A 21,792-nucleotide genomic window follows, 5' to 3' on the forward strand; every position below is an offset into this window, starting at 1 on the left:
CAAGACGGAACAGAGTCGGGCAAATGTCGCAATTTGACTATCCCTGACCGGAATTGCCATTAACCTGTGAAATTGCGGCCAGAGCCTTTCAATCAGGCTTTACCACGTTGGAGACCTCAGGAGGCACCCCGAATGTTTAAAGCGCGTATGCAGGAATTTCGAAAGCGTTTGGCAAAAGCCGACGTTGATGTGGCCCTGATCACCGACGACGACAACGTCTACTACCTGACTGGGTATTATGACTATCTGCACATGGAATTTGGCCGTCCGACAATTCTGGTGGTGACCAAGGACGGCGAGACCCTGTTGATTACGCCCACAATTGATCTGGTCGCAGCCGAGGCCCATGCGCAGGTGGATCGCATCGCCGCGTGGAACGACGGCATGGGGGATGAATGGCGTACCGAGTTGCCGCAAGCCGTCAGAAACGCAGGCAAGGTCGCTATCGAACCTGATCACATGCCCCCTGTTGTGCGTGCCTATGTGAATGACCTGATGGATGCCACACGGATGACGTCGGCAACCCCGATCCTATCTGACATGCGGATGATAAAATCGGCACAGGAATTACAACTGGCGCGCCATGCCGGTCAGGTGGGCAGTGCAATGATGAATGCGGGGCGTGCCGCCATTGGAGATGGCGTGGCCGAGTTTGAAGTGGCGCTCGCCATCAATCAGGTCGGAACCCGAAAAGCCGCCGAACTGCTGGCAGCCCACTACGACGACGCTGACATGTCCCCGATTACACATTTCCTGCAAATCATGGCGTCCGGCGAGGAGATCACTAAAACCCATCACCGTGCGTCAACCCGGATCATGAAACACGGCGAACCGGTTTTCTTGTGTTTTTGTGGTATGACCAATTTCCACCGCTTTAAACTAGGGTTTGACCGCACCTTCTGGATCGGAGAGATCGCCGACAAGTCGCAAGCAGACGTTTATGAAGTCGCGCTGAACAGCCAACGCGCGGCCCTTGCCGCCTTGCGCCCCGGTGTGACGGCACAAAGCGTACATGCGGAATATGCCGAGGTTATTCAGGGGGCGGGCTATGAGTATCCGTTCCGCTGTGGGCGCGCGACCGGGTTCAGTTTTCTGGAAAGCCCGCAGCTGGTGACGGGAGATACCACGGTTTTGCAACCGGGCATGGTGTTTGCGGTGGATGGCTCGGTACTGGTCGACACATTCCGCGCACAGATTGGCGACAGCTTTATTGTCACCGAAGATGGATGGGAGCCGATCACACATCATCCGAAATCTTTAGATGAGATCGTGTTGTAAGGCCGCGAAAAGGCGTCAGACAAACTGTTCGCGGATCAGCCGTTCTTCCAATCCATGGCCCGGATCAAACAGGATGTGGTGTTGCACGGTCATTTCCGAGCGAATTTCCACGGACCGCACATTGTTTACCGCGCGGCTGTCGGCTTCGGCCATCACCGGGCGCTTTTCGGGGTTGAGAATTTCAAACCGCACCACGGCATCTTTTGGCACCAAAGCGCCGCGCCAGCGACGTGGACGAAACGGCGCAATCGCCGTTAATGCCAACACATCAGACCCGATGGGCAAAATAGGTCCATGAGCCGAATAGTTATACGCAGTGGACCCCGCAGGTGTGGCGATCAAGGCACCGTCGCAGACCAATTCTTCCAATCGCAGCCGCCCATCAATGGTGATCCGCAACTTGGCCGCCTGAGGTCCGGCGCGCAAAACCGAAACCTCGTTGATGGCCAGGGCTTCGTGCACAGAGCCGTCCATACAGGTCGCGCGCATGGACAGCGGGTTGGTCAGCTCTTCTTCGGCGGCATCCAAACGAGCAATAAGGTCACTTTCCGAATACTCATTCATCAAAAAGCCAACCGTGCCGCGGTTCATGCCGTAAACAGGGGCGGGAAGCTCTTGCGTGCCGTGCAGGGTCTGTAACATGAAACCGTCCCCCCCCAAGGCGACGATCACATCAGCCTCTTCAGGGGCGACATCGCCATAGCGCCCGATCAATGCCGCGCGCGCGGTTTGGGCGACGGGGGCCTCGCTGGCCAGAAATGCGATTTTCTTTGTCATGCCCGGACCCTGATTCTTGTTTCCGATAGCGCTCACTGTGTTCCCGATGGAAACACATCTCCCGCTTGGGCACCAGAGGGGACGTTCTGACGGGACTTAGGGTCGCATTCAGCCTTTTAACCAAAGGGGCTTTCCGTTACGAAAGCCGCCAACTGACCTCTGATCTGGAGCCTTACCCTATGACCGAGACCCGCGACCCTGGATTTTTCACCGAAAGCCTAGCCACCCGTGACCCTGAGTTGTTCGGCTCAATCACCGATGAACTGGGCCGTCAGCGCGACGAAATCGAGCTGATTGCATCGGAAAACATCGTCTCTGCAGCCGTCATGGAAGCGCAAGGCTCGGTGTTGACCAACAAATACGCCGAAGGATACCCCGGACGTCGCTATTATGGCGGGTGCCAATATGTGGACGTGGCCGAAAATCTCGCGATCGATCGCGCCAAGCAACTGTTCGGTTGTGAGTTTGTGAATGTGCAGCCCAACTCAGGGAGCCAAGCCAACCAAGGTGCGTTTCAGGCGCTGATCCAACCCGGAGACACCATTCTGGGCATGAACCTTGCCTCGGGTGGTCACCTCACCCACGGTGCGGCCCCGAACCAGTCGGGCAAGTGGTTTAATGCCGTGCAATATGGCGTGCGCAAAGAAGACAACCTGATCGACTATGATGAGATTGCCGCACTGGCCACCGAGCATCAGCCCAAGCTGATCATCGCGGGTGGATCGGCCATCCCGCGTCAGATCGATTTCGCCAAGTTCCGCGAGATTGCTGACAGCGTTGGCGCCTATCTGATGGTCGACATGGCCCACTTTGCCGGTCTGGTTGCCGCAGGCGAGCATCCTTCGCCGTTCCCGTTTGCCGATGTGGCCACCACCACGACGCATAAAACCCTGCGCGGTCCGCGCGGTGGCATGATCCTGACCAACAACGAGGCGATCGCCAAGAAAGTGAACTCGGCGATCTTCCCCGGCATTCAGGGTGGACCGTTGATGCATGTGATTGCCGCCAAGGCTGTGGCCTTCGGTGAAGCGTTGCGGCCCGAGTTCAAGACCTATCAAAAGCAGGTCCGCGCAAATGCCGTGGCTTTGGCCGATCAGTTGATGAAAGGTGGATTGGACATCGTCACTGGTGGCACTGATACTCACGTCATGCTGGTCGATTTGCGCCCCAAAGGTGTGAAAGGCAACGCCACCGAGAAAGCCCTGGGTCGTGCACATATCACCTGCAACAAGAACGGCATCCCGTTTGACCCGGAAAAGCCGATGGTGACATCCGGCATTCGTTTGGGCACCCCTGCGGGCACTACGCGCGGATTTGGCGAGGCCGAGTTCCGCAAAATCGCTGATCTGATCATCGAAGTGGTCGAAGGTCTGGCCGCCAATGGCGAAGACGGCAATGGTGCGGTTGAGGAAAAGGTAAAGGCAGAAGTCGCAACACTTTGCGCGGGCTTCCCGATGTACCCGAACCTCTAAGCCAACAGGCTTTCAAGAACAAAACGCCGCCAGCCGCTGCTGGTGGCGTTTTTTTTGTTTAAGTGGTCTTCTGAAAGGAACGCCCCGTCGCTGCACTGATAATGGGGAATTAAGCTTTTTCAAAGCCCGGCAGTCACAGAATGCCCCGCCACCGAAGCACTAGTACCACCAGCACGACAACCGCAATCAGGTTGAATGATAAAGCCCCTAGCAACGAAAGGATCGCGCCTTTGCGTCGATCTTTTGGATCAATGGATTGAAGCGCCGCACGCAACCCCGTGGACGCCTTGCCTATCGCCCTGGCGTCGAGCATTGGCGATAGTTTGGGATGGCCGGACATGAATTCGGCTTTAACCAGAACTTCCGCGTGACGGTGCGCCCATTTGGGCAACCGTCGACCAATCTTGCGCATGGCTTTCGCCAGATCATCCGTTTTCACCGAAAATTTCTCTTCAGCAAGCAGGCAAAGCTCTTGGTTCACTTTGCGAATCTGGTTTGGATCAATCACTGGAAAGCCTCCTGCGGACAACTTACTCTATTGATGGCAAGAGGCTCAACAGGGCTGGCCCCTCATATGCCAAGGAGCTATCACAAGACATGTTGAACTTTATCGAATACGGCACCCGCACCGATCAGCCAGACCTTTTGATTGTGCATGGGCTTTACGGGTCAGGACGCAACTGGGGGGCAGTGGCCAAACGGTTGGCACCTGGCCGGCGGATTGTATCGGTTGACCAGCGCAACCATGGGCAAAGCCCGTGGTACGACAGCCATTCGTACCAGGATATGGCCGCCGATCTGGCCTCAGTTATCGAGGCTCAGGACGCCCCGATGGATGTCATGGGGCACTCGATGGGCGGTAAAGCAGCGATGGTTCTTGCACTGACACGTCCTGAACTGGTCAACCGTCTGATTGTGGCAGACATCTCGCCAGTAAATTACCCACCTGATCCGAACACAAACATCGATGCGATGCGGTCGGTTGATCTTGGCAAGGTCTTTAAGCGTTCAGATGCTATAGAACAGTTGGCGGCTACGATCACTGACCCGACCCTGCGCAGCTTTTTCACGCAGTCATTGGATTTGGCCAACAAACGATGGCGGCTGAACCTTGATGTGCTTGAGGCCGAGATGGAAAAAATCCGTGGCTTTCCCGACATGACTGGTAACTTCCAGGGGGCAACGCTGTTTTTGTCTGGCTCAGATTCTGACTATGTCGCGCCAGAACATCGCCCCACCATCCGCGCCTACTTTCCAAAAGCCCGCTTCGCCAAAATCACAGGTGCTGGTCATTGGTTGCATGCTGAAAAACCACGCGAGTACATCCAGACTGTGCAAGCTTGGCTGGACCGCGCAGATTACTAAAGCAATTCAAATTCAAACTGTAATTCGCCTAACGCCTTAGCCGTCTTCATACAGTTTTTTTTTGCGATCGCGCACTTATCAAATCGCTACTTTCTGCACCAGAAAAGCGTTGTTTTTCAAAAGAATCGGCGGACCTCGGCCGTTCGCCACAACTGCGAACCTGTCGATTGTCTTGGCGAATGCAGACATCCGGGGAACGTATCGGCGTTCAAAGTCGCTTTGTGCCCGAAAGGTAGGTGGTTCGTCAGTCTGCTCAATTGTTATCCACCCTGCACTGAATAAATGCGCTTTTCACTAGCGAGGGTTTCAACACTGGTCGCGGTCGCTGGCGACATGACAGCTTGTTCAGCCGATGGGACGCGCGCTCGTTGGCGGATTTTCCATGCAGCGAAAATGCTGAAACCGAAGAGTAGGTAGAACATCGCCCAGACCATGAGCACATCCCCGAATAGAACAGAAATTGCGGCCACGAGGACTGGCCCCATGACCCCCCCAACGGTATAGACAAACAGCAGTGTGATGGCGGTAGATGGCACGTAAACCGGATCTGTCCGGTCCATCGCGTGAGCCATCAGGATCGCGTAGAGCGGCAGAAGCGTGCCTCCCAGCACAATCGAGATGCCGATCGCGGCAAGCCGCACACCCATCCCAGGCTCTCCCTGCAGCGCAGATCCGTCCCCGGTAACAAAAAGCGCGATCAGCAGCAGGGCTGCTGACGCTACCAAGGAGATGCCAACGATCAGAATTCGGCGGTCCATGTGATCCGAAATCAGCCCAAGCGGGTACTGGAACAAGATGCGCCCCGCATAAGCCATGGCAATGTTGACGGTAATCGTCGTGGAACTAATTCCGACGGTAGAGGCTTGGAAAGGCAGGATCGAGAGGAACACGGTCACGACGATGCCAGTGACCAAAGTGCCTATGAAAGCCGTGGGCGAGTACCGAAACACCGGCAGAAGACGGACGGTGGCATGCCCCTTCACCACCGGCTGCTTCATGCGGGTCAGCGCAAGTACAACGATGGCGAAACAAAAGGCGGCTGCCATCAACACGAAACCGCCGGAAATATCCTCCGAAACAAGTGCCACCACGGCTTGCGACGCAACGGAGGCGGCCCCGAGCACGGTCGAATAGACGGCAAGGATCCGACCGCGGGAGGATGTCGAGGCTGAATCGTTGATCCAGGCTTCTCCGACCGAATACAGGCCTGCGGTCGCCATTCCGATGATAAATCGCGCGATCACCCAGACGCCTGCGCTGTCTGTGCGTGAGATAAGCAGGGCGAACATTGCGCATAGTGCTGCGGCGCCGGCAAAGGCGCGGACGTAGCCGACACCAGCGAGCGGTTTGTATGTGTAGAAACACCCCAGCAGGAAACCCAGCGAGTAGCTCGCGGCGACCAGTGATACCAGTTCTGCCGAGCCGCCAATCGCGGCAATCCGCAATGCCACCAGAGTTCCAAGCGCCGCTGTCGCGAGGTGGATCGACCCCATAGACAGGAGCAATGCCCGCAACGAGTACAATTTACCTTCCAAAACGCCATTCCTTCCATCCAGGCCAGTAAGCCTAGCTTACATGAAGGTGTGCCCTGGCTTTGCCTGCGTCGATCAAGGTTCCGTCAATGCCGAGGTCGATCAGAAGAGTCTCGTCGAGCCCTGATCTCAGCCCCACCGCGGCAGAGAAGAAAACCTATCTTTATTCGCCTGAAACCTTCTAGTTAAGGTCCAGCCAGCTAGGCTGAAAACCAGCGAAAGGTCCAAGACAAAAACACCGTCGCGCAATGATTGCCCATCATCTCACTCATGTCGCCTCCAACTCTACTTGTGGTGCACTGCGCGGTTTCTCCTCCCGGATGCCGTGGAAGGTCGCGTAGAACACGGGTACGAGGATCATGGTCAGGATCGTGCCGACCGTCAGCCCCCCCATGATCGTTACGGCAAGCCCGATCCAGAACACATCCGGTAGGAGTGGAACGACCCCGAGCACGGTCGTTGCCGCCGCCAGGGCCACCGGGCGCAGCCGCGAGGCGCCGGCATTGATGAGCGCTTCATAGTCGGGCTGACCGGCGGCAAGGTTGTCGTTGACCTGGTCGATCAACACGATGGCATTCTTGACCATCATTCCCGAGAGACTCATCGCACCTAGCAGCGCCACGAAGCCAAAAGGCGTGTTCGTCAGGAGCAAACTTGGGACGATACCGATAAAAACGAAGGGGATCGTTGCAAAGATGACCAGCGGCGGGCGGTAGGCGTTGAAAAGTGCCACCACAATCAGCGCGATGACAGCCATCGCCGGGATTAGGCCCGGCACGAGCCCTGCCTGAGCCTCGGCGGTATCCTCGTGTTCACCGCCCCATTCGAAACGGTATCCTGGTGGCAATTCACCCATCAGGGCCTCAAATTCCTCCATCACATCGGCGCGATAGGTTGGGAGGGTCACCCCGTCGATCGGGTTGGCCTGAACGGTCAGCGTGGGTGCCCGGTCGCGGCGCAGGATGACCGGGTCTTCGGTTTCGGTTCCAATACCAGTTACGATCTGGCCAACGGGCAAGGATTCCACTGATGTCGGCCCCCGGACCTGCACCAATTCGAAATTATCCACCGAGGCGCGGTCATCGGGATGCTGGCGCACAATGATTGGGATCATCTCGTCCCCCTCGCGGTAGAGACCGACCGTCAGCCCGTCATAGGCGCGCCGCGTCGCATTGCCGAGATCCTCGTAGGTGATCCCGGTCCAGCGGGCGATGTCCTGGTCGAAGGCAGGCACCTGCACCAGCACCCGATTGCGCCAGTCATGCCGGGCCACCTTGGTCCAGGGATGTTGCTCCAGGACCTTGAGCGCCCGGTCACCATAAGTGCGCAGAACATTGGGGTCGGCATCCGCCGGGCCCACGATCCGGCCCTCGAAGGTCCAGGTATTGGCCGGTCCCACGCCAAAGCGGCGTGTGAAAGCGGTAGCCCCGGGATGGTTTGCGGCGAGCCAGTCAGAGACTTCTGCGGCGATCTCGGGGATCATCCGGTAGTCTTCAACATTGGCGATGACCTGCGCATAGGCCGGGTTGATCGGCTCCGGGTCCACCGGCAGGTAAAAACGTGGCGGGCCGGCTCCGATGAAGCTCGCAACGGCGGTAACGCCGTTCATTGGCCTAACGATCGCCTCGATGCTCTCCACGGCTTCTGCCACGACCTCGATCCGTGTGCCTTCCGGCGCCTGAAAATCGATCATGAACTTGTCCATCGCGGAGGTCGGGAAGAAAAGCTGGGTTACCGATCCGAATGCAACAAAGGACGCAACAAGCGCGGCGATTGCGCCACCCATTGTCACGTAGCGGAATCGCACGGCAGTTTCGAGGACAGTGCGATAGCCTTTGAGCAGCGCTCCTTCCTTTTGCTCTGCGTCAGGTTCCGGCGCCTTCAGCAAAGCCACGCATTGAAGCGGCGTGACTGTCATCGACAGGAACCAGCTGACCAGCAGCGAGATGCCCACCACAGAGAACAGTGTGCGGCAATACTCGCCTGCGCTCTCAACCGAGGCGAAGATAGGATAGAAGGCCATGACGGCAACAAAGGTTGCGCCCAGCAACGACATCGCCGGCCGCCGAGCGGCCTCAATGGCAGCGTCGATACGGCTCTTGCCCGCGGCCATCCGAACCGCCGCGCCATCGGCCACAACAATGGAGTTGTCCACCATCATACCGAGCGCGATAATCAACGCTCCGAGCGACATGCGCTGGAGGTCGATGCCGAACATGGCCAGCGGGATAAATGTGGCAAGGATTGTCAGCAAGAGCCCGCTGCCGATGATGATGCCCATCCTGACCCCCATCACCAAAGTCAGGACGACAAGCACGATGACAACTGCCTGTGCGAGTGAGATCAGGAAGGAGGAAACTGCGATATCCACATCGTCGGACTGCCAGTGCACACGGTCGATCTCGATGCCGACGGGCAGGGTTGCCGCCAGTTCATTGACCCGCGCGTCGACGAGCTTGCCGACTTCGACCACGTTGACGCCCTGCTGAAAAGACAGTGCGATCCCGATGGTTGGAAGGCCATTGTAGCGCATCAGCGTCGTGGCAGGTTCGGCATAGCCCTCGCGTACTTCGCCAATGTCGCCGATGCGGAGCAGAGCGTCCTCTGGGTTCTCACCGAGGCGAATTGCGTCAAAAGCCGTTGGCCGCACTGCCAGTTCATCGATATCGCGCGGAGAAGTGAACGTACCAGAGGGCGCAATCCGCATTCGATAGTCGCCAACATCCATGCGCCCGGCATCCACCACCTCGTTCTGCGTCCGCAGCGTGTTGATGAATGTCTGGGGCGAGATTCCAAGGGCAGCGAGCTTCTCCTCTCGAACATCGATAAAGATCGCACGATCCTGCTCGCCCCAGAGATCCACCCGGCCCACGCCTTCGACCAGCGAAAGATGGCGTTCCAGATCTTCCGCGTAGTCCCTCAATTCCTTGTAGGAAAACCCATCGGAGGTAACGGCCAGCAGCAGTCCGGAAACGTCGCCGAAATCGTCATTGATGACCGGACGGCCAGCACCAGGCGGCAGTTGCGTCTCAATATCGCGGATCTTGCGGCGCAAGCTGTCCCATATCTGCGGCAAGGCATCGGACCAGTACTGCGCCTTGATCTCGATCGTCACGGTCGACATGCCCGCCCGGCTTTCGCTGGTCAGGGTGTCGATCTCCTTGATCTCCTGCAGTTTACGCTCGATCTTTTCGGTCACCTCCTGTTCAACTTCCTTGGCGCTGGCCCCGGGGTAAGGGGTGGCGACAACAGCTGTCTTGATGGTGAATTCCGGGTCTTCAAGCTGACCCAGCGAAAAGAACGCCGCGATCCCGCCAAGCGTCAGCAGGACAATGGCGAACCAAGTGAATTTGGCGTTTCGAATGGAAAAACTGGCGAGATCCATCAGTTCCCTCCGCCTTTAAGGAAGGTCACGTCCTGCCCGCTGCGCAGAGAATTGGCGCCAGCCACTACAATGATTTCGCCTTCGTCCAACCCGTCCTCGACGGCGATCCCCAGAGAACCAGCTCCGCCGAGCGTCACGGACCGTTCCGTCACTGTCATGCTGCCCTGATCGACAACCCAAACATGAGGTGCGTTGCTGCCTTCGGGCATGAAAACTGCCTGCGCCGGAACATAAATTCCGACGCTCGGGATCGCACCGGGTTTTGGAATGCCGCGCGCTCGTCCTGTCATGCCGGGCAGTACAGGCGCGCCCTCCGGTTGATCCATCTGGACGGTTACAGGGAAGGTGCCTGTGGTGTTCGACGCCTCCGTGCCGACTTCGGTTATTTCAGCTGCGAGCGTGATGTCTCCGAGGGCGGAGAAGCGGACGGAAATATCCTCGATTTGCGGCAGAATGGAGATGAACCGTTCCGGCACGTCGATTACCATCTCGATCCGCTCGGCATCGACGATCCGGACGATGGGTGTTTGCCCGGCCACTTCTTCAAAGTTTTCGACATAGGTTGCCACGATGATCCCATCATAGGGCGCCGTTAGTGTGGCATAGGAAAGATCAAGATTGGCCTTGTCCAGAGCGGCCTGAACAGCCTTGACCGCGGCAATGGCCGATCCTTCCTGGCTGAGGAAGCTGTCGAGCTTGGCCTCGGCCGCCACCTCTTTTTTGACCAAAACCCGTTGTCGCTCAGTCTGCGCCCTGGCGTTGGCAAGCGTTGCCTCACCACTTTCCAGTTCGGCTTCAAGGCGTGCCACCTCGGCTTCAAACGGGGCAGTGTCAAGCACCGCCACATGGTGCCCTTTTTTGACCGTCTCACCAATCCGTATGTCGAAGGTCCTTACCGTGCCCGGGACCCCGAAGGACAACGTCGCCTGCTTTGCAGCCCTTGCAACGCCGACGAAGAAACGATCGTGTAGCGCACTGGTCTCGGCGACTTCCATCGTCCGGACGGGCCGCAGGACCTTCTCTGTCTCTGTTGAAACCTCTTCTCGGCATCCAGCGAGCGCGAGCGTGACAAAAGTAATGAGGGCAAGACGTTTCATGATATCCCATCCTGCGCCTGCGCCGTGGTGGCCAGCGCAAAGAGAACTGCTATTAAGGGTCGCTGCAATTTGTTGTCCTTTCCCTGGATTCGATCGTCTGAGTTGAGGCAATATAGATTGGTTACAGAATTGATTATTGCATTTTTTTTGTGACTTGTCTGGTTGGCGTTGCTGACAGGAGCAACACAAGCGATGCCAAGGTCACCTGCGGTGTCTCGGGCAGTTTCCTACGGTTTTACGACCCGCAAAGCACTCCATGCCTGGCTGTCGACACCGCATCCCCTCAGGGTCGGATTCGCCTGATCAGCGCGGGGAAGTGCCGCGAAATCCATTGCATCGGCCTGACTTCCAGCGTCACTTACCTGGTTGCAGAAGAAAAGCTGGTCTTCCACAACAAACCACTCGAAACGACTGTAGAGTTCGTAGTCCTCGTCATTGGCGGACCCGTTTTGCGCAATCAGGTAGTCGTTTTCGTTATCTACAAGACAGACGAAGTAAACGAGTTGTTCGCCCAAGCCGAAGGTGAGCCACCCATCAGCTCCCACAGCGTGGAACTGACCGGTCTCGTCGACATAGGTTTCTGAGATCTCCGGTGCGTTGTCCTCAACGCCGGTACAGGCAGAGGCAAGCCCCGAGAGTCCGAAAAGGAATGCTGCTGCGAGGCCGGTCTTCAAAGCGAGGTTGTTCATTTTGTTTCCAGTCATTGTTGCCTCAAAGTCGGGTGGGTATTTCCCGAGATCTCGGTATGGGCCAATCCGGAGGGAGACGAGTTCGTCGATCTTTGGCCCCCCGGCGTTTGGGTCATTTCATTCGGTGGCGAAAGGCGAACCAGAACGGAAGCGCGACTAGCAGTGAACTGCCAAGGATATTTTCGATACCGGTCGGGATCACGTTCCACAGGAAGGCATACACCCGGCCAGGGTCTCCACCATGCGCCGTGGACAAAGAAAAATAGCCCATGTTCGCTGGGCTGTGCTGCAGGTTCCCGGCAACAAAAAGCGCTGCGACGAGAAAGATCGGGACGATTTTTCCAAAGGGCGTGTTGTCTATCGCCGCAAAGAAAGCCGTCATGCCGATCAACCCACGACCTTTTCGGTCGAACCTGCAGCGACATCACCAATCCGATTGATGTCGGTATGCGGGAAGAACTCTGCCCAGACATGCCAAAAGAGGCCGGCTTTCACGTCCGACGAGCGGGCGAGCTGATGGCCGTCAGGCGTCTTGCCATAGACATCGACCTCCGAAACATCTGCACCGGTTTCGTTGACCCAGACATTCATGCTCTCGTAAAGTGGGCTCCAGGAGACGACCAACGGCTGGCCACCAACGACCGCATTCACGGTATTGCCTTGGGCAACGACGAAATCATCGGTCCAGCAGGTCGCATCGGAGCCCAAATTCACACCCCAAACATAGCTCTTGGTCGGCAGGCGTGGGTCGATCGGGTGTTCGAGGTTCTGCATGATCGGCTTTGCCTCGGTGTGGTGCTTCTGGATCGAGCCGACGAAGGCCATTTCCATCGCGAAATCGAGCAGCCACAGAAGCGGGTTTTTCGGCGGTTTGTTCAGGAAGACCGTGCCCTCGGGATAGGCTTTCTGGAAGCCCCGGAAGGTCATTCGGAATGTCGGCCAAGGCTGCATCGCCAGACTCCGGCGCAATGGACAGGCCGGCCCGTCCGTGGTGGTGTTGGCATCCTTGCCACGGAAGCCATAGATCTGCTGGATCGGCTCGCCGGTCGCATTGTCCCGCAGCACGAGGTTGTTGCCGTGCTGGGCCAGAACCTCAAGCTCGACCTTCTCGCCTTCGACCTCCGGCGTCATGCCGAGCCCGAGATTGGCGATGGCGCAGAAGGTCATCACCACGTTGGAGCCCTCAAGTCCTTCCTCGGTGCCTGCCAGGTGCGGCCGCATGATCTGCGATTGCGGATGCGCCCGCGCCACGCCGTTCTTTTCGAGAACGATGACCTGCGTCGTTGGGCTGACGAATTCCTTCGCTTCCTCGATGCTGTAGAATTGCGCGCTCTCTTTCTGGTTGCGCAGGCCGATATGGACGTAGATCCAGGTGAAGGCGACCAGGAGCGCCGCCAGGACGGTGGAGATCCAGAACAGCCAACCCAGACCAGCGCCGAACCCGAAATGCGCAACGGCCATGACCAGCCAGCCGCCGAAGCCCGCGCTCAGGAAAGTGTATTCGTGGCGGATGAAGCGATCGATATTGGCGCGCTTGGTCTTCATGATCATCTGGGGGATGTCGCCCAAATCGCGAAAGTAGAGCAGGGCTATGCCCAGTGAAACCGCGAAGCCGGCATAGAATGGGATATTTGCGAGCATTGTCAGTGGCCTTGTTTGTGATTGGCGTGGCGTCGTGTGGAGGGAGCGTCGGATGTCCTGCCGTCCGGTGGCCCGAGATAGAGCCAGATTTCCTGTTCGAGACCTACCAAGCTCTCGTTGACGTCCGCGAGCGCAGGGTCGTCCGCATCGAGCGGCATCAATTCCATCAATGTCTCGTAGTCCCGGCAAATCTCCGCGAAGACGGAATCCTTCGAGCGCAGCCGGCAGATCTGCTCCAGGTGGTCGCCAAAACTATGCTTGAAACAGTTCATCTGGGCGCTAGATCCCCTCGTGGTATGGCAAGCGTCATGCGGCAGGCATACTTGGCGCTCTCCACAGATACTAACCGACCTGCCCTTGAATTGTAAGTTTCTTTGGGTATCAGTTACGTAACGTGTTTTTACTTTCAGTAAGCTATCGGTAGAAATTGGCTTGGGGAGTGAATGTGACTAGACCGGACAAGCAGGACCTAACGCCCCTGGAGAGCACATATGTTACCCCGGATTCGTCTGTGGCCATGGCCGCTCTGCGGGAGATACTCGAAAGCCCGGAATTCACAGGCGCCGGCCGCGTTCAGGCCTTCCTCGAATACGTCGTCCAGGAATCCCTGGAAGGGCGCGGAGATCGCATTCGCGGCAAGACGATTGTCGAGGATGTCTATGGTCGGTCTCCGCTCAAAGGGCGGGACCCCGTCGCGGTAGTCCGCGTCGATGCTGGTCGTCTGCGTCGACGACTGAAGAAATACTACGAAGGTTCCGGGGCGAAGACCGAGCTGCAGATCAGCTTCCAGTCCGGCAGCTATGAGCCGCGATTCTCATTGCGTCAGGAGACGGCTCTGCCGACGAAATCGCAACCGGAGGTTGCTGTGACCCATATCGAAGCAAAGCGGTGGGTCTCGGTCGGGCTGCTGGCATCACTGGCGGTGGCCGTGATCGCGGCGACCCTCTTCTGGTGGCAGCCCGGATTCCAGATGGGCAGTCCGGGAGAGGGCTTTGAGGCAGAGATCGAGGCAGCGGCCCCAAGCCCGGACAATGACACTGCGCGGGCGGTGCGGAATGCGTTGTTCTCCAATTCCCCGGCGCGCCTTCAGGCCTCGAACCTGGCCAATGTGGCGCGCAGCCTTCAGTTCCAGTCGCTCGAACCCAAATGGCAGGATGCGGTGTTGCTCATGTTCGAACTGGTCATCGAGATGGATGGAAACTATTTCGGAGGCTATGCCGGGGCCGCCGAAAGCAAGGCACTCATCGCGGTAACCCACGCTCCGGGCAGGGATCGCGACAGGCTGTTGCAGGAGGCGGAAGACCTGGCGTCGCGCGCCCTCGAACTCAGGATTGATCGGAGCTGGAGCCACTCCGCAGCGGCCCTTGTCGCCCAGATGAAGCGAGATTTCAAAAGCGCGCGGCAGCAATCCGAACGGGCGACTTCACTTGATCCGTCCGATCTGCACGCACTGAACATAGATGCTCTGATTTCCCTGTTCGGGGGAGATTTCGAAAAAGCGACGGAAATGGCCGGGCGTGCCGCCGAGATCATGGCGCCGGGCGACAACTTCCCCAACAAGAGCATACGTGCCTCTGCCGAGTTTCACCTTGGGAACTTTGCCGAAGCGCTCGGCCTGATCAACGAATCCATTCTCGAGGGCGATCCGATCAGCCCGATCTCCCTCGGCTACTTGATCGCAATCCATACAAGGCTGGGCGACGCCAACAGCGCAGAGGAGATGCTGAACCTCCTCAACGCCGCCTGGCCGGGATTCCCGATAGGTGCACTTTTTCGTGCCCTTTATCGAGACCCGGAACATGCCGACGAAATCATCGCCTCCCTGCGTGAAGCGGGCTGGTCAGAGTGAGGCCGTCGGATGAGTAAATGGGCGTTCAACCCAACCTTGCAACCTTGCAACCTTGCAACCTTGCAACCGGCGGTGTCAGGCGAATTCGAACTCGTCAATACTAGGCCGGTGAAGCTGTCCTTTATGGTGCACAAAGACCGTGCACTCAGCAAGAGCAGCGGTGCGGTTCAGCTTGAAATGATCTCCTTGGGAAAGGCTGCGCTCCTTATCGAAATGGTTGAAAACGGAAGCATGAACGGAAACTGTCTGACGTCAGTGCTTATGGGTCCAAATAGGGTCATTTGCTAATAGAGAATTTGTTGCTCATCGTAGCCACCGAGGGTGGTGTCAGACCAATTCGAACCAGTCTCTACTAGGCCAGTAAAGCTGTCCTTTATGCCGCGCCAAGACCGCGCCACTCGGCCAGAGCGGCGGTGCGATTCCGCTTGAAATGGTCTCTTTGGGAAAGGCTGCGCTCCTGATTGAAGTGGTTGAATACGGAAGCGTGAACGGAAACAAATTTCTGCAAACTTCGCATTCGACGAAAGCGGTGCATGGCTCGCTCTCGCCTTCGAAAAGGGAGGTGTGAATTCTCAGCTCGATTGTTTTTCCAGCGACCTGTTTCTTGTTTCACCGCATTTCCGACGACCTTCATCGCAGCGCCATAAGAACGTAATTTGTCAGTGACGATGACCTCCGGCGTTCCATACCGTTTCATCGCTTTTCTCAAGAATTTAAGGGCTGCGGCGCGGTCTCGTCGTTTCGTGACGTAGCTTTCCAGCACCTCACCTTCGTGGTCAACCGCCCGCCAAAGGTAATACTGGACGCCATTGATTTTCACAAATACTTCGTCCAAATGCCATCTCCAATTGGAGTATGATCGAAGCTGCTGAATCCTCCTTTTCTTGATTTCGGATGCAAACAACGGGCCAAATCTGTTCCACCAAAACCGAATAGTTTCGTGGCTCACGTCGATGCCACGCTCGTGCAGCAGATCTTCCACGTTTCTAAGCGAGAGCGGAAACCTGACGTAGAGCATCACCGCTAAGCGGATGATTTCCGGACTGGTTTTGAAATAGCGAAAAGGGGAGCGTTTTGTCATGTACAGAAGCTAGATCGCCACCCTACCCTTCACAACCGAGTTTCCTCTGACATCACCCCGGTGAGGGTTCGAATGCCCTAAACTCGATCTTTCAGCTGGCTATGCTTCTCCCGATGCTTGCTGCGGGGTGGCGTCGCTTACATGATACTGGCCGTCCCGGTTGGTATCTCCTCATTCCATTCGCTTTCAGTATTGCAACAATGGTTATGTTGCTTACGGGCGTGGCAGCGTTCTCCGTACTGGAAACCAGTGGTGCCGACCCTGACGCCTTAAGGGGATCTGCATCCTTTCTTGGCGCAACTGGTATGATCGTGATGTCCGTGCTCCAGCTCGTCTTTTCGGTTATGATGATCTGGTGGCTTTCGCGTCCCTCACAAGAAGGGCCAAATGAATATGGCCCAGTCCCATCAAACTAGGTCCTAGACGTTTTACAGCGGGACCATCCCCGAAATTTACTAGAAAACCTTGGAGCTACGCATGAAAAACTCTTTGTTAACTGGATGCCTGCTGCTTGGTGTGTCGGCTGGACCCGTTTTGGCGGATTGGGGCTTTAGCGGTGCCCCACAACCTAATGCCTTTGTTCAATCAGGCGACATGACCCTTGAATTACAGTGCGACCGCATTCGGTTTGCCCCCGCAGGATATCAAGACAGCGAAGATATCGTCAAACAGCAGGGTCTTTCCTTTCGTTTCTTGAAAGATGGGTCCACGGAAACGGGGGCCTTTCAGGCGGGCCCCGAAAACGCTTCTATTCAGATTGTAGACAATTTTCCGGTCGAAGTCGTTTTCCAAGATGCTGAGGATTACGGTTTTGTGCTGGAGCAAATATCAGCCAATGCCGTCGTTAATCTCTCGATGAAAGATCAAGAGGTGAGTTATGGGATTTTTGATCTGAAAGGCTCAAGTAAGGCTATCAGCTCGTTGCAATCCGCTTGCCGATCAGGAGAGCGGATGGAAGGCACCTCGATGGAGGCTCCGGAGGGAATTGTCTATTGCGGGGGCGGTCAGGTCAAACGCCAGATTGAGTACCTCATCCGTCAAAACGCCACGGATGAGTGGGATGCCAACGTAACGGTTAACGGTGAAACCATCCGTGCCATGACGGCCTACAGCTACTTCAATAACAGTGTGCCGCCAAAAGGGTTTTTGGTCGCACTTTTGGGAGAGGATCAATCAGAGTTTTTGGTGTTCAAGGATGGCAACAAAAACTGGATTGAGTTCGGCGATTATCGGTACGGCCAATGCAATTGAGAAACCGGCAAGACAGGCCTCTTCGTGGGGTAGATTTGCCGTGAATTGCGGATAACAAACGGAGGGAAAAAAGATGAAACTAGGTTGTAAACTTGCCGCTGGGCTATTCGCCACAGGACTTTTAACCGCTTGCGTTGAAGGAACTGACATCGCAGCCCCCATACTGCCGACAGCCGCGGATCCAGCATGTTTGTCAGCAGTTGCCTAGTCAACTGGAAACAGTGAAGTTGCTCTAATGTCTTCCGAGTTCTCTGAAGCCGGAACTTTGGTAAAAGTCGGCGTAGGTCCAGACAAAGCACCTTGGCAGTGCATCGCGTATCAAGACGGGGCTACGGATGGCATCATGTCCTTATCAGACGAGGGTGCGCTTTAGGTTTAGAGGGCCAACGCAGACTCAATCTGGTTCGACTTAAACAGTGCCGCAGGAAGCTCCCCTGATGTCTCCGCTGGGCTCGTGTATACTAAAAATACCTACGGCGACGAGTTTGGTGGAGCGCTTAGGATAACATGGGCCTTATGATGCTGAATATGAGGAATGAAATGATATGATGCCTCTACAACTTTTAAATCGGGTAAAAATGCGGCTCGTGGGGAGTATGCTTGCAGCGAGCATTCTGACGTCGCAGGCGGTGGCCATGGACATCTTAGAATTGCCCCAACAATTCCAAGAGAAAATTACTCTTGCGAAAAAAGAGTGCGCTGAATTTAGTGATGGCGAGTTTTACATAGATTGGGGGGCCGTTAATCGCGTCGATCTTGATGGTGATATGCGTTTTGACTGGGTACTGAACGAGTTTGGTTTTGCCTGCTCCTCGGCAGCATCACTTTATCATGGAACCGGTGGAAGCGTTTCCCATTTTTTGGTGGCAGACAACCTGTCGTCCCTCCTGAATCAGGGATGGAGCATTATCAGTCTTGGGCCGCATCGTGTCCTATTGGCAGATGTTCACGGTTCACAATGCGGGGGAATTAATCCCACACCGTGCGTCACCTCAAGCATCTGGGATAACGAAGAAATGCTTTGGCGTTCTACGTCTGCCGAGTGGGAATAGGGCGCACTATTCGAGTTCTGAATTTCAGGGGTGCCGCATGCGGCTTCCCAATTATTGGCAAAGCGGGTAGTGTCATGTGTGGACGTATATGGACCCCGCCCTTTTGCAACGTCTTAGTTTGAGGTGGATTGGCTTTCAAGATTGCTGACGTATATCCGGCTTCTGAATGCGGCCCGAAATATCGTCGCTGCGAGCCCCGATGGATTTCCGCTCGCTTCTTCCTCATTGGCTCCGAGGCATTGGCTATCGCCTTGTCGGTCGTTGGCGCCTGTCGTGTGACCGAGGTGGCGCCGAAACCAGCAACCGACGCAGGTAGCCGTTGCCCATCTTCGATATATGCCCGAGCCGATCCTTGCCGCCCGAAGAGTTTTGCCGGGGCACAAGGCCGAGGTAGGCCGCAAACTGTCGGCCGGATTTGAAGACAGCCGGATCGGGTACACTGGCAGCCAGCGCGGTTGCCGTGATGAGGCCAACACCCGGGACCGTCATCAACCGTTGGCTCGCGGTGTTCTGTCGATGCCACACCAGAAGCTGGCGCTCAATCTTACGGACTTCTTGTTCGAGGCTGTCGAGTTGCACCGCCAAAGCCAGAAGGGCAGATTGGGCTGTCTCCGGTAGTCCGAGGGTGTCACCATCATGAAGGCGACTGACAAGTTCAGCAACTTTTCGAGCCCCCTGTGCTGCGATGGCCCCAAACTCGGCGAAGTGGGCACGGATCGCATTCAGGATCATCGTGCGTTGTCGCATCAACAGGTCACGAGACCGGTGCAGTACAAGAACGCCCTGCTGCTGCTCGAGTTTTTTACCGGCACGAACTGCATGTTAGGTCGCGTGACAGCCTCGCAGATGGCTTCCGCATCTGCGGCATCGTTCTTTTGTCGTTTTACGTACGGCTTTACATAAGCGGGAGGAATTATCCGCACGTCGTGACCAAGCGCCGCGATCTCACGCGCCCAGTAATGCGATGTGGCACAGGCCTCCATGCCAATCAGGCAGGGTTTCAGTTTCGACAGGAAATTTAGAACAGCGCCACGGCGCAGCTTCTTTTGCAAAACCACGACGCCATTCGTATCAATGCCGTGAAGTTGGAAAACAGACTTGGCGATCCTCTCAGCGATTGCAGAGCAATCGCCTGCCGGCCGGCGGATCAATCCCGAGTGTTGTAATATCCATTGTGGATGGCTCCTTCTCTCTGTTGGTTCGTAACAGCACCAATAAACGGGGGCGCAGCTTAGTATTCAGAGCATTGGGTACGTTAATTGGTAAAGTTAAAGCTGCTGGAGGCGTTCTAAAGGAACGCTAAATCACCTTCCACTATACTATCGCTGCTGGGCGACCTTTATGCCGCGCAAAGCCCGCGCCACTCAGCGAGAGCAGCGGTCCGGTTCAGCTTGAAATGGCATCTTTTCGAAAGGCTGCGCTCCTGATTGAAGTGGTTGAAAACGGAAGCATGGACGGAAACAAATTTCTGCAAACTTCGCATCCGACGAAAGCGGTTCATGGCTCGCTCTCGCCTTCGAAAAGGTAGGTGTGAGTTTTCAGCGCGATTTTTTTCCAACGCCCCGCTTCCTGTTTGCAGGCGTTTCCAATGACCTTCATCGCAGCGCCATATGAGCGCAACTTATCCGTCACGATGACTTCCGGTGGTCCATATCTTTTCATCGCTTTCTTCAAGAATTTAAGGGCTTCAGTGCGATCACGGCGTTTGGTTACATAGCTTTCCAGCACCTCACCTTCGTGATCAACCGCACGCCAAAGGTAATGCTGGACGCCATTGATTTTCACAAACACCTCATCCAGATGCCAACACCAATTTGAGTACGAGCGAAGCTGATGAACTCTCCGTTTACGAATTTCTGAAGCGAACAATGGACCAAATCTGTTCCACCAAAACCGCACAGTTTCGCGGCTTACATCGATACCCCGTTCGTGCAGTAGGTCTTCGACATTCCGAAGCGAAAGTGGAAACCTGATATACATCATCACCGCAAGGCGGATGACTTCCGGACTAGTTTTGAAGTAGCGAAATGGGGAGCGTTTTGTCATAGGTAGAAGCTAAATCGACACCCTGCCAATCATAACCGAGATTCCTCTGACAGTGCCACTGAGGACGCTTTTATGCTTCCAACGGCTTGTGCTTACACTATTAGCAACTAGTCCAAAAGAATCCAAACTCTGCTTAGGTAAAATTGAAATGGCGCCATTTTGGTTTTTCAACTGGACAGGAATGCCTAATTCCCCAGACTGTGTGAAAAACTCGAGACCGTTGAGGATTTGACCATGCGCCACATACTTTTTTCCATATTTATGATCATGTCCTCAGCCTCAATTGCATTGGGACAAGATTTCATTCCCCCCAATGCACAGGATGCTCTTACTCAGCGGGCTGAAGAAGCCCTAAAAACTGGGCGAGCATCGGCTGAAGCTCTTAGCGTGCTTCGGAAAGATTTGGACGACCTGCGCCAGCAAATGTTTGACATTGTTGACGCCGGGAGCATCGAAGCCAGAGTGATCGAGGTGCAGTTGTCAGCACTGGGACCAGTTCCAGATGATGGGAGCGTGGAAACTGAAGGGTTGGCCCAAAAGAGAAAAACGCTTGCACAAAAACTCAAGCAGGCAAGCCAACCGATCCGCGAAGCGCAAGCCCGCCTTAGTCAGGTAGAACTGCTCATCCACGAAGTAGACCAACTAATACGCGAAAAAGACCGGAATAGGCTTTTTCAACGTTTCCCAAGCGTCCTTTGGCCTGGCACCATTGTGAAAGGCATCGGAGAAATCGAGAGCTACGGTGCTGGCGCTGGCAACGAGTTGACCGAAGCAATGGGTCGCAAGGAATTCAAGAACGCCCGCCTGGAACGCCTATCTCTTGCCGGGTTCCTTGGGGCTTTGGGTCTGTTTTTGATCTTTTATGTGCGCTCATTGGTTGGGCGTTTCTTTGACAAAAAATTCGAAGGCAGTTCTGGCGCATTGCGTTTCTTTTGGGCTTTAATGTCGAGCCTTTCACGCCTTATTGTCCCACTATTCGGGATTGTCGCGATTGCAGGCATCCTGCCTGTGCTTGGCGTTAGGGCGTCGGCGACAGACTTCGCCGGCCAATTTGTATTGCAGATTCTATTCTTACTCGTGTTTTCCAACTGGCTTGGACACACATTGTTTTCACCTTTCGCACCAAGCCGGAGATTGGTTCGGATGGATGATGAAAAGGCGCTAACGGGTTTACGGTTGTGTCAGGCGCTGGGTTTTGTCGAAGGGATCGAACGGTTCTCGGAAACATTGGGTTCGGTTTCATTTCGCAGCCCCGAAACAGTCTCGGTTGTTGCCGC

At 55.9% G+C, this 21,792-nt stretch carries 18 protein-coding genes and 2 pseudogenes; 8 read left to right on the forward strand and 12 right to left on the reverse strand.

Annotation, left to right across the window (positions count from 1 at the left end):
* The first annotated feature begins 132 nt into the window (after nt 1-132).
* Nucleotides 133-1,278, forward strand: a complete 1,146-nt coding sequence (locus tag BUC32_RS15080) for a M24 family metallopeptidase (RefSeq protein ID WP_073254638.1) — start codon at nt 133-135, stop codon at nt 1,276-1,278.
* A gap of 15 nt (nt 1,279-1,293) precedes the next feature.
* Here BUC32_RS15080 and BUC32_RS15085 read toward each other — a convergent pair whose 3' ends face one another.
* Entirely contained in the window at nt 1,294-2,055 is a 762-nt protein-coding gene (locus BUC32_RS15085; protein ID WP_073254641.1) for an NAD kinase, read from the reverse strand.
* 179 nt (nt 2,056-2,234) lie between these two features.
* On the opposite strand from BUC32_RS15085, the gene glyA reads away from it, so the two are divergent.
* On the forward strand, nt 2,235-3,527 hold the full coding sequence (glyA, locus tag BUC32_RS15090; protein ID WP_073254643.1) for a serine hydroxymethyltransferase: 1,293 nt from the start codon (nt 2,235-2,237) through the stop codon (nt 3,525-3,527).
* Nucleotides 3,528-3,660: 133 nt separating this feature from the next.
* On the opposite strand, the gene BUC32_RS15095 is transcribed toward glyA, so the two are convergent.
* Nucleotides 3,661-4,035: a hypothetical protein gene (locus tag BUC32_RS15095; protein ID WP_073254646.1), complete on the reverse strand. Its 375-nt coding sequence runs from the start codon at nt 4,033-4,035 to the stop codon at nt 3,661-3,663.
* 89 nt (nt 4,036-4,124) lie between these two features.
* Here BUC32_RS15095 and BUC32_RS15100 point away from each other — a divergent pair, with 89 nt between their 5' ends.
* The gene (locus BUC32_RS15100) at nt 4,125-4,892 is read left to right on the forward strand and encodes an alpha/beta fold hydrolase (RefSeq protein WP_073254649.1); all 768 of its coding nucleotides are present in this window, start codon (nt 4,125-4,127) and stop codon (nt 4,890-4,892) included.
* 260 nt (nt 4,893-5,152) lie between these two features.
* Here BUC32_RS15100 and BUC32_RS15105 read toward each other — a convergent pair whose 3' ends face one another.
* The 7 genes from BUC32_RS15105 to BUC32_RS15135 all read right to left on the reverse strand — a co-directional run bounded on the left by BUC32_RS15105 (nt 5,153) and on the right by BUC32_RS15135 (nt 13,508).
* Nucleotides 5,153-6,427: an MFS transporter gene (locus tag BUC32_RS15105; protein WP_139280744.1), complete on the reverse strand. Its 1,275-nt coding sequence runs from the start codon at nt 6,425-6,427 to the stop codon at nt 5,153-5,155.
* Between the two features lie 265 nt (nt 6,428-6,692).
* Complete coding sequence (locus BUC32_RS15110; protein ID WP_073254655.1) at nt 6,693-9,809, reverse strand: efflux RND transporter permease subunit; 3,117 nt, start codon at nt 9,807-9,809, stop codon at nt 6,693-6,695.
* Nucleotides 9,809-10,906 (reverse strand): efflux RND transporter periplasmic adaptor subunit, encoded by a 1,098-nt coding sequence (locus BUC32_RS15115; RefSeq protein ID WP_073254658.1) that lies wholly within the window; start codon nt 10,904-10,906, stop codon nt 9,809-9,811. Before BUC32_RS15115 ends, BUC32_RS15110 begins: the two co-directional genes overlap by 1 nt.
* A gap of 227 nt (nt 10,907-11,133) precedes the next feature.
* Nucleotides 11,134-11,610, reverse strand: coding sequence for a hypothetical protein (locus BUC32_RS15120; protein WP_139280745.1), 477 nt, complete (start codon nt 11,608-11,610; stop codon nt 11,134-11,136).
* 97 nt (nt 11,611-11,707) lie between these two features.
* Nucleotides 11,708-11,977 (reverse strand): formate/nitrite transporter family protein, encoded by a 270-nt coding sequence (locus BUC32_RS15125; protein ID WP_245815191.1) that lies wholly within the window; start codon nt 11,975-11,977, stop codon nt 11,708-11,710.
* A gap of 5 nt (nt 11,978-11,982) precedes the next feature.
* Nucleotides 11,983-13,236 carry a DUF3179 domain-containing (seleno)protein gene (locus BUC32_RS15130; RefSeq protein WP_073254667.1) on the reverse strand — a complete coding sequence of 418 codons (1,254 nt, stop codon included), beginning with the start codon at nt 13,234-13,236 and terminating at the stop codon, nt 11,983-11,985.
* A 2-nt stretch (nt 13,237-13,238) separates the two neighbouring features.
* On the reverse strand, nt 13,239-13,508 hold the full coding sequence (locus tag BUC32_RS15135; protein ID WP_073254670.1) for a hypothetical protein: 270 nt from the start codon (nt 13,506-13,508) through the stop codon (nt 13,239-13,241).
* A 239-nt stretch (nt 13,509-13,747) separates the two neighbouring features.
* Between BUC32_RS15135 and BUC32_RS15140 the strand changes: the two genes are divergently transcribed.
* Nucleotides 13,748-15,085, forward strand: coding sequence for a tetratricopeptide repeat protein (locus BUC32_RS15140; RefSeq protein ID WP_139280746.1), 1,338 nt, complete (start codon nt 13,748-13,750; stop codon nt 15,083-15,085).
* Between the two features lie 373 nt (nt 15,086-15,458).
* Here BUC32_RS15140 and BUC32_RS15150 read toward each other — a convergent pair whose 3' ends face one another.
* Nucleotides 15,459-16,166: an IS6 family transposase gene (locus BUC32_RS15150; protein ID WP_073254680.1), complete on the reverse strand. Its 708-nt coding sequence runs from the start codon at nt 16,164-16,166 to the stop codon at nt 15,459-15,461.
* A gap of 86 nt (nt 16,167-16,252) precedes the next feature.
* On the opposite strand from BUC32_RS15150, the gene BUC32_RS15155 reads away from it, so the two are divergent.
* The 3 genes from BUC32_RS15155 to BUC32_RS15165 all read left to right on the forward strand — a co-directional run bounded on the left by BUC32_RS15155 (nt 16,253) and on the right by BUC32_RS15165 (nt 18,469).
* A complete protein-coding gene (locus BUC32_RS15155; RefSeq protein WP_456114788.1) occupies nt 16,253-16,582 on the forward strand; it encodes a DUF805 domain-containing protein in 330 nt (109 codons plus the stop codon).
* A 61-nt stretch (nt 16,583-16,643) separates the two neighbouring features.
* Nucleotides 16,644-17,417: a hypothetical protein gene (locus BUC32_RS15160; RefSeq protein WP_073254686.1), complete on the forward strand. Its 774-nt coding sequence runs from the start codon at nt 16,644-16,646 to the stop codon at nt 17,415-17,417.
* 545 nt (nt 17,418-17,962) lie between these two features.
* Nucleotides 17,963-18,469 carry a hypothetical protein gene (locus tag BUC32_RS15165; RefSeq protein ID WP_073254689.1) on the forward strand — a complete coding sequence of 169 codons (507 nt, stop codon included), beginning with the start codon at nt 17,963-17,965 and terminating at the stop codon, nt 18,467-18,469.
* Between the two features lie 259 nt (nt 18,470-18,728).
* Here the strand turns inward: BUC32_RS15165 and BUC32_RS20985 are convergent.
* Both BUC32_RS20985 and BUC32_RS15180 read right to left on the reverse strand, forming a co-directional pair.
* A pseudogene (locus tag BUC32_RS20985) lies at nt 18,729-19,587 on the reverse strand (IS110 family RNA-guided transposase); the annotation flags it as partial.
* Between the two features lie 221 nt (nt 19,588-19,808).
* A pseudogene (locus tag BUC32_RS15180) lies at nt 19,809-20,515 on the reverse strand (IS6 family transposase).
* Nucleotides 20,516-20,749: 234 nt separating this feature from the next.
* Here BUC32_RS15180 and BUC32_RS15185 point away from each other — a divergent pair.
* A partial coding sequence (locus BUC32_RS15185) for a hypothetical protein (RefSeq protein WP_139280748.1) occupies nt 20,750-21,792 on the forward strand: 1,043 nt, incomplete at its 3' end.

Source organism: Shimia gijangensis (assembly GCF_900142085.1).
GTDB classification, from domain to species: domain Bacteria; phylum Pseudomonadota; class Alphaproteobacteria; order Rhodobacterales; family Rhodobacteraceae; genus Shimia; species Shimia gijangensis.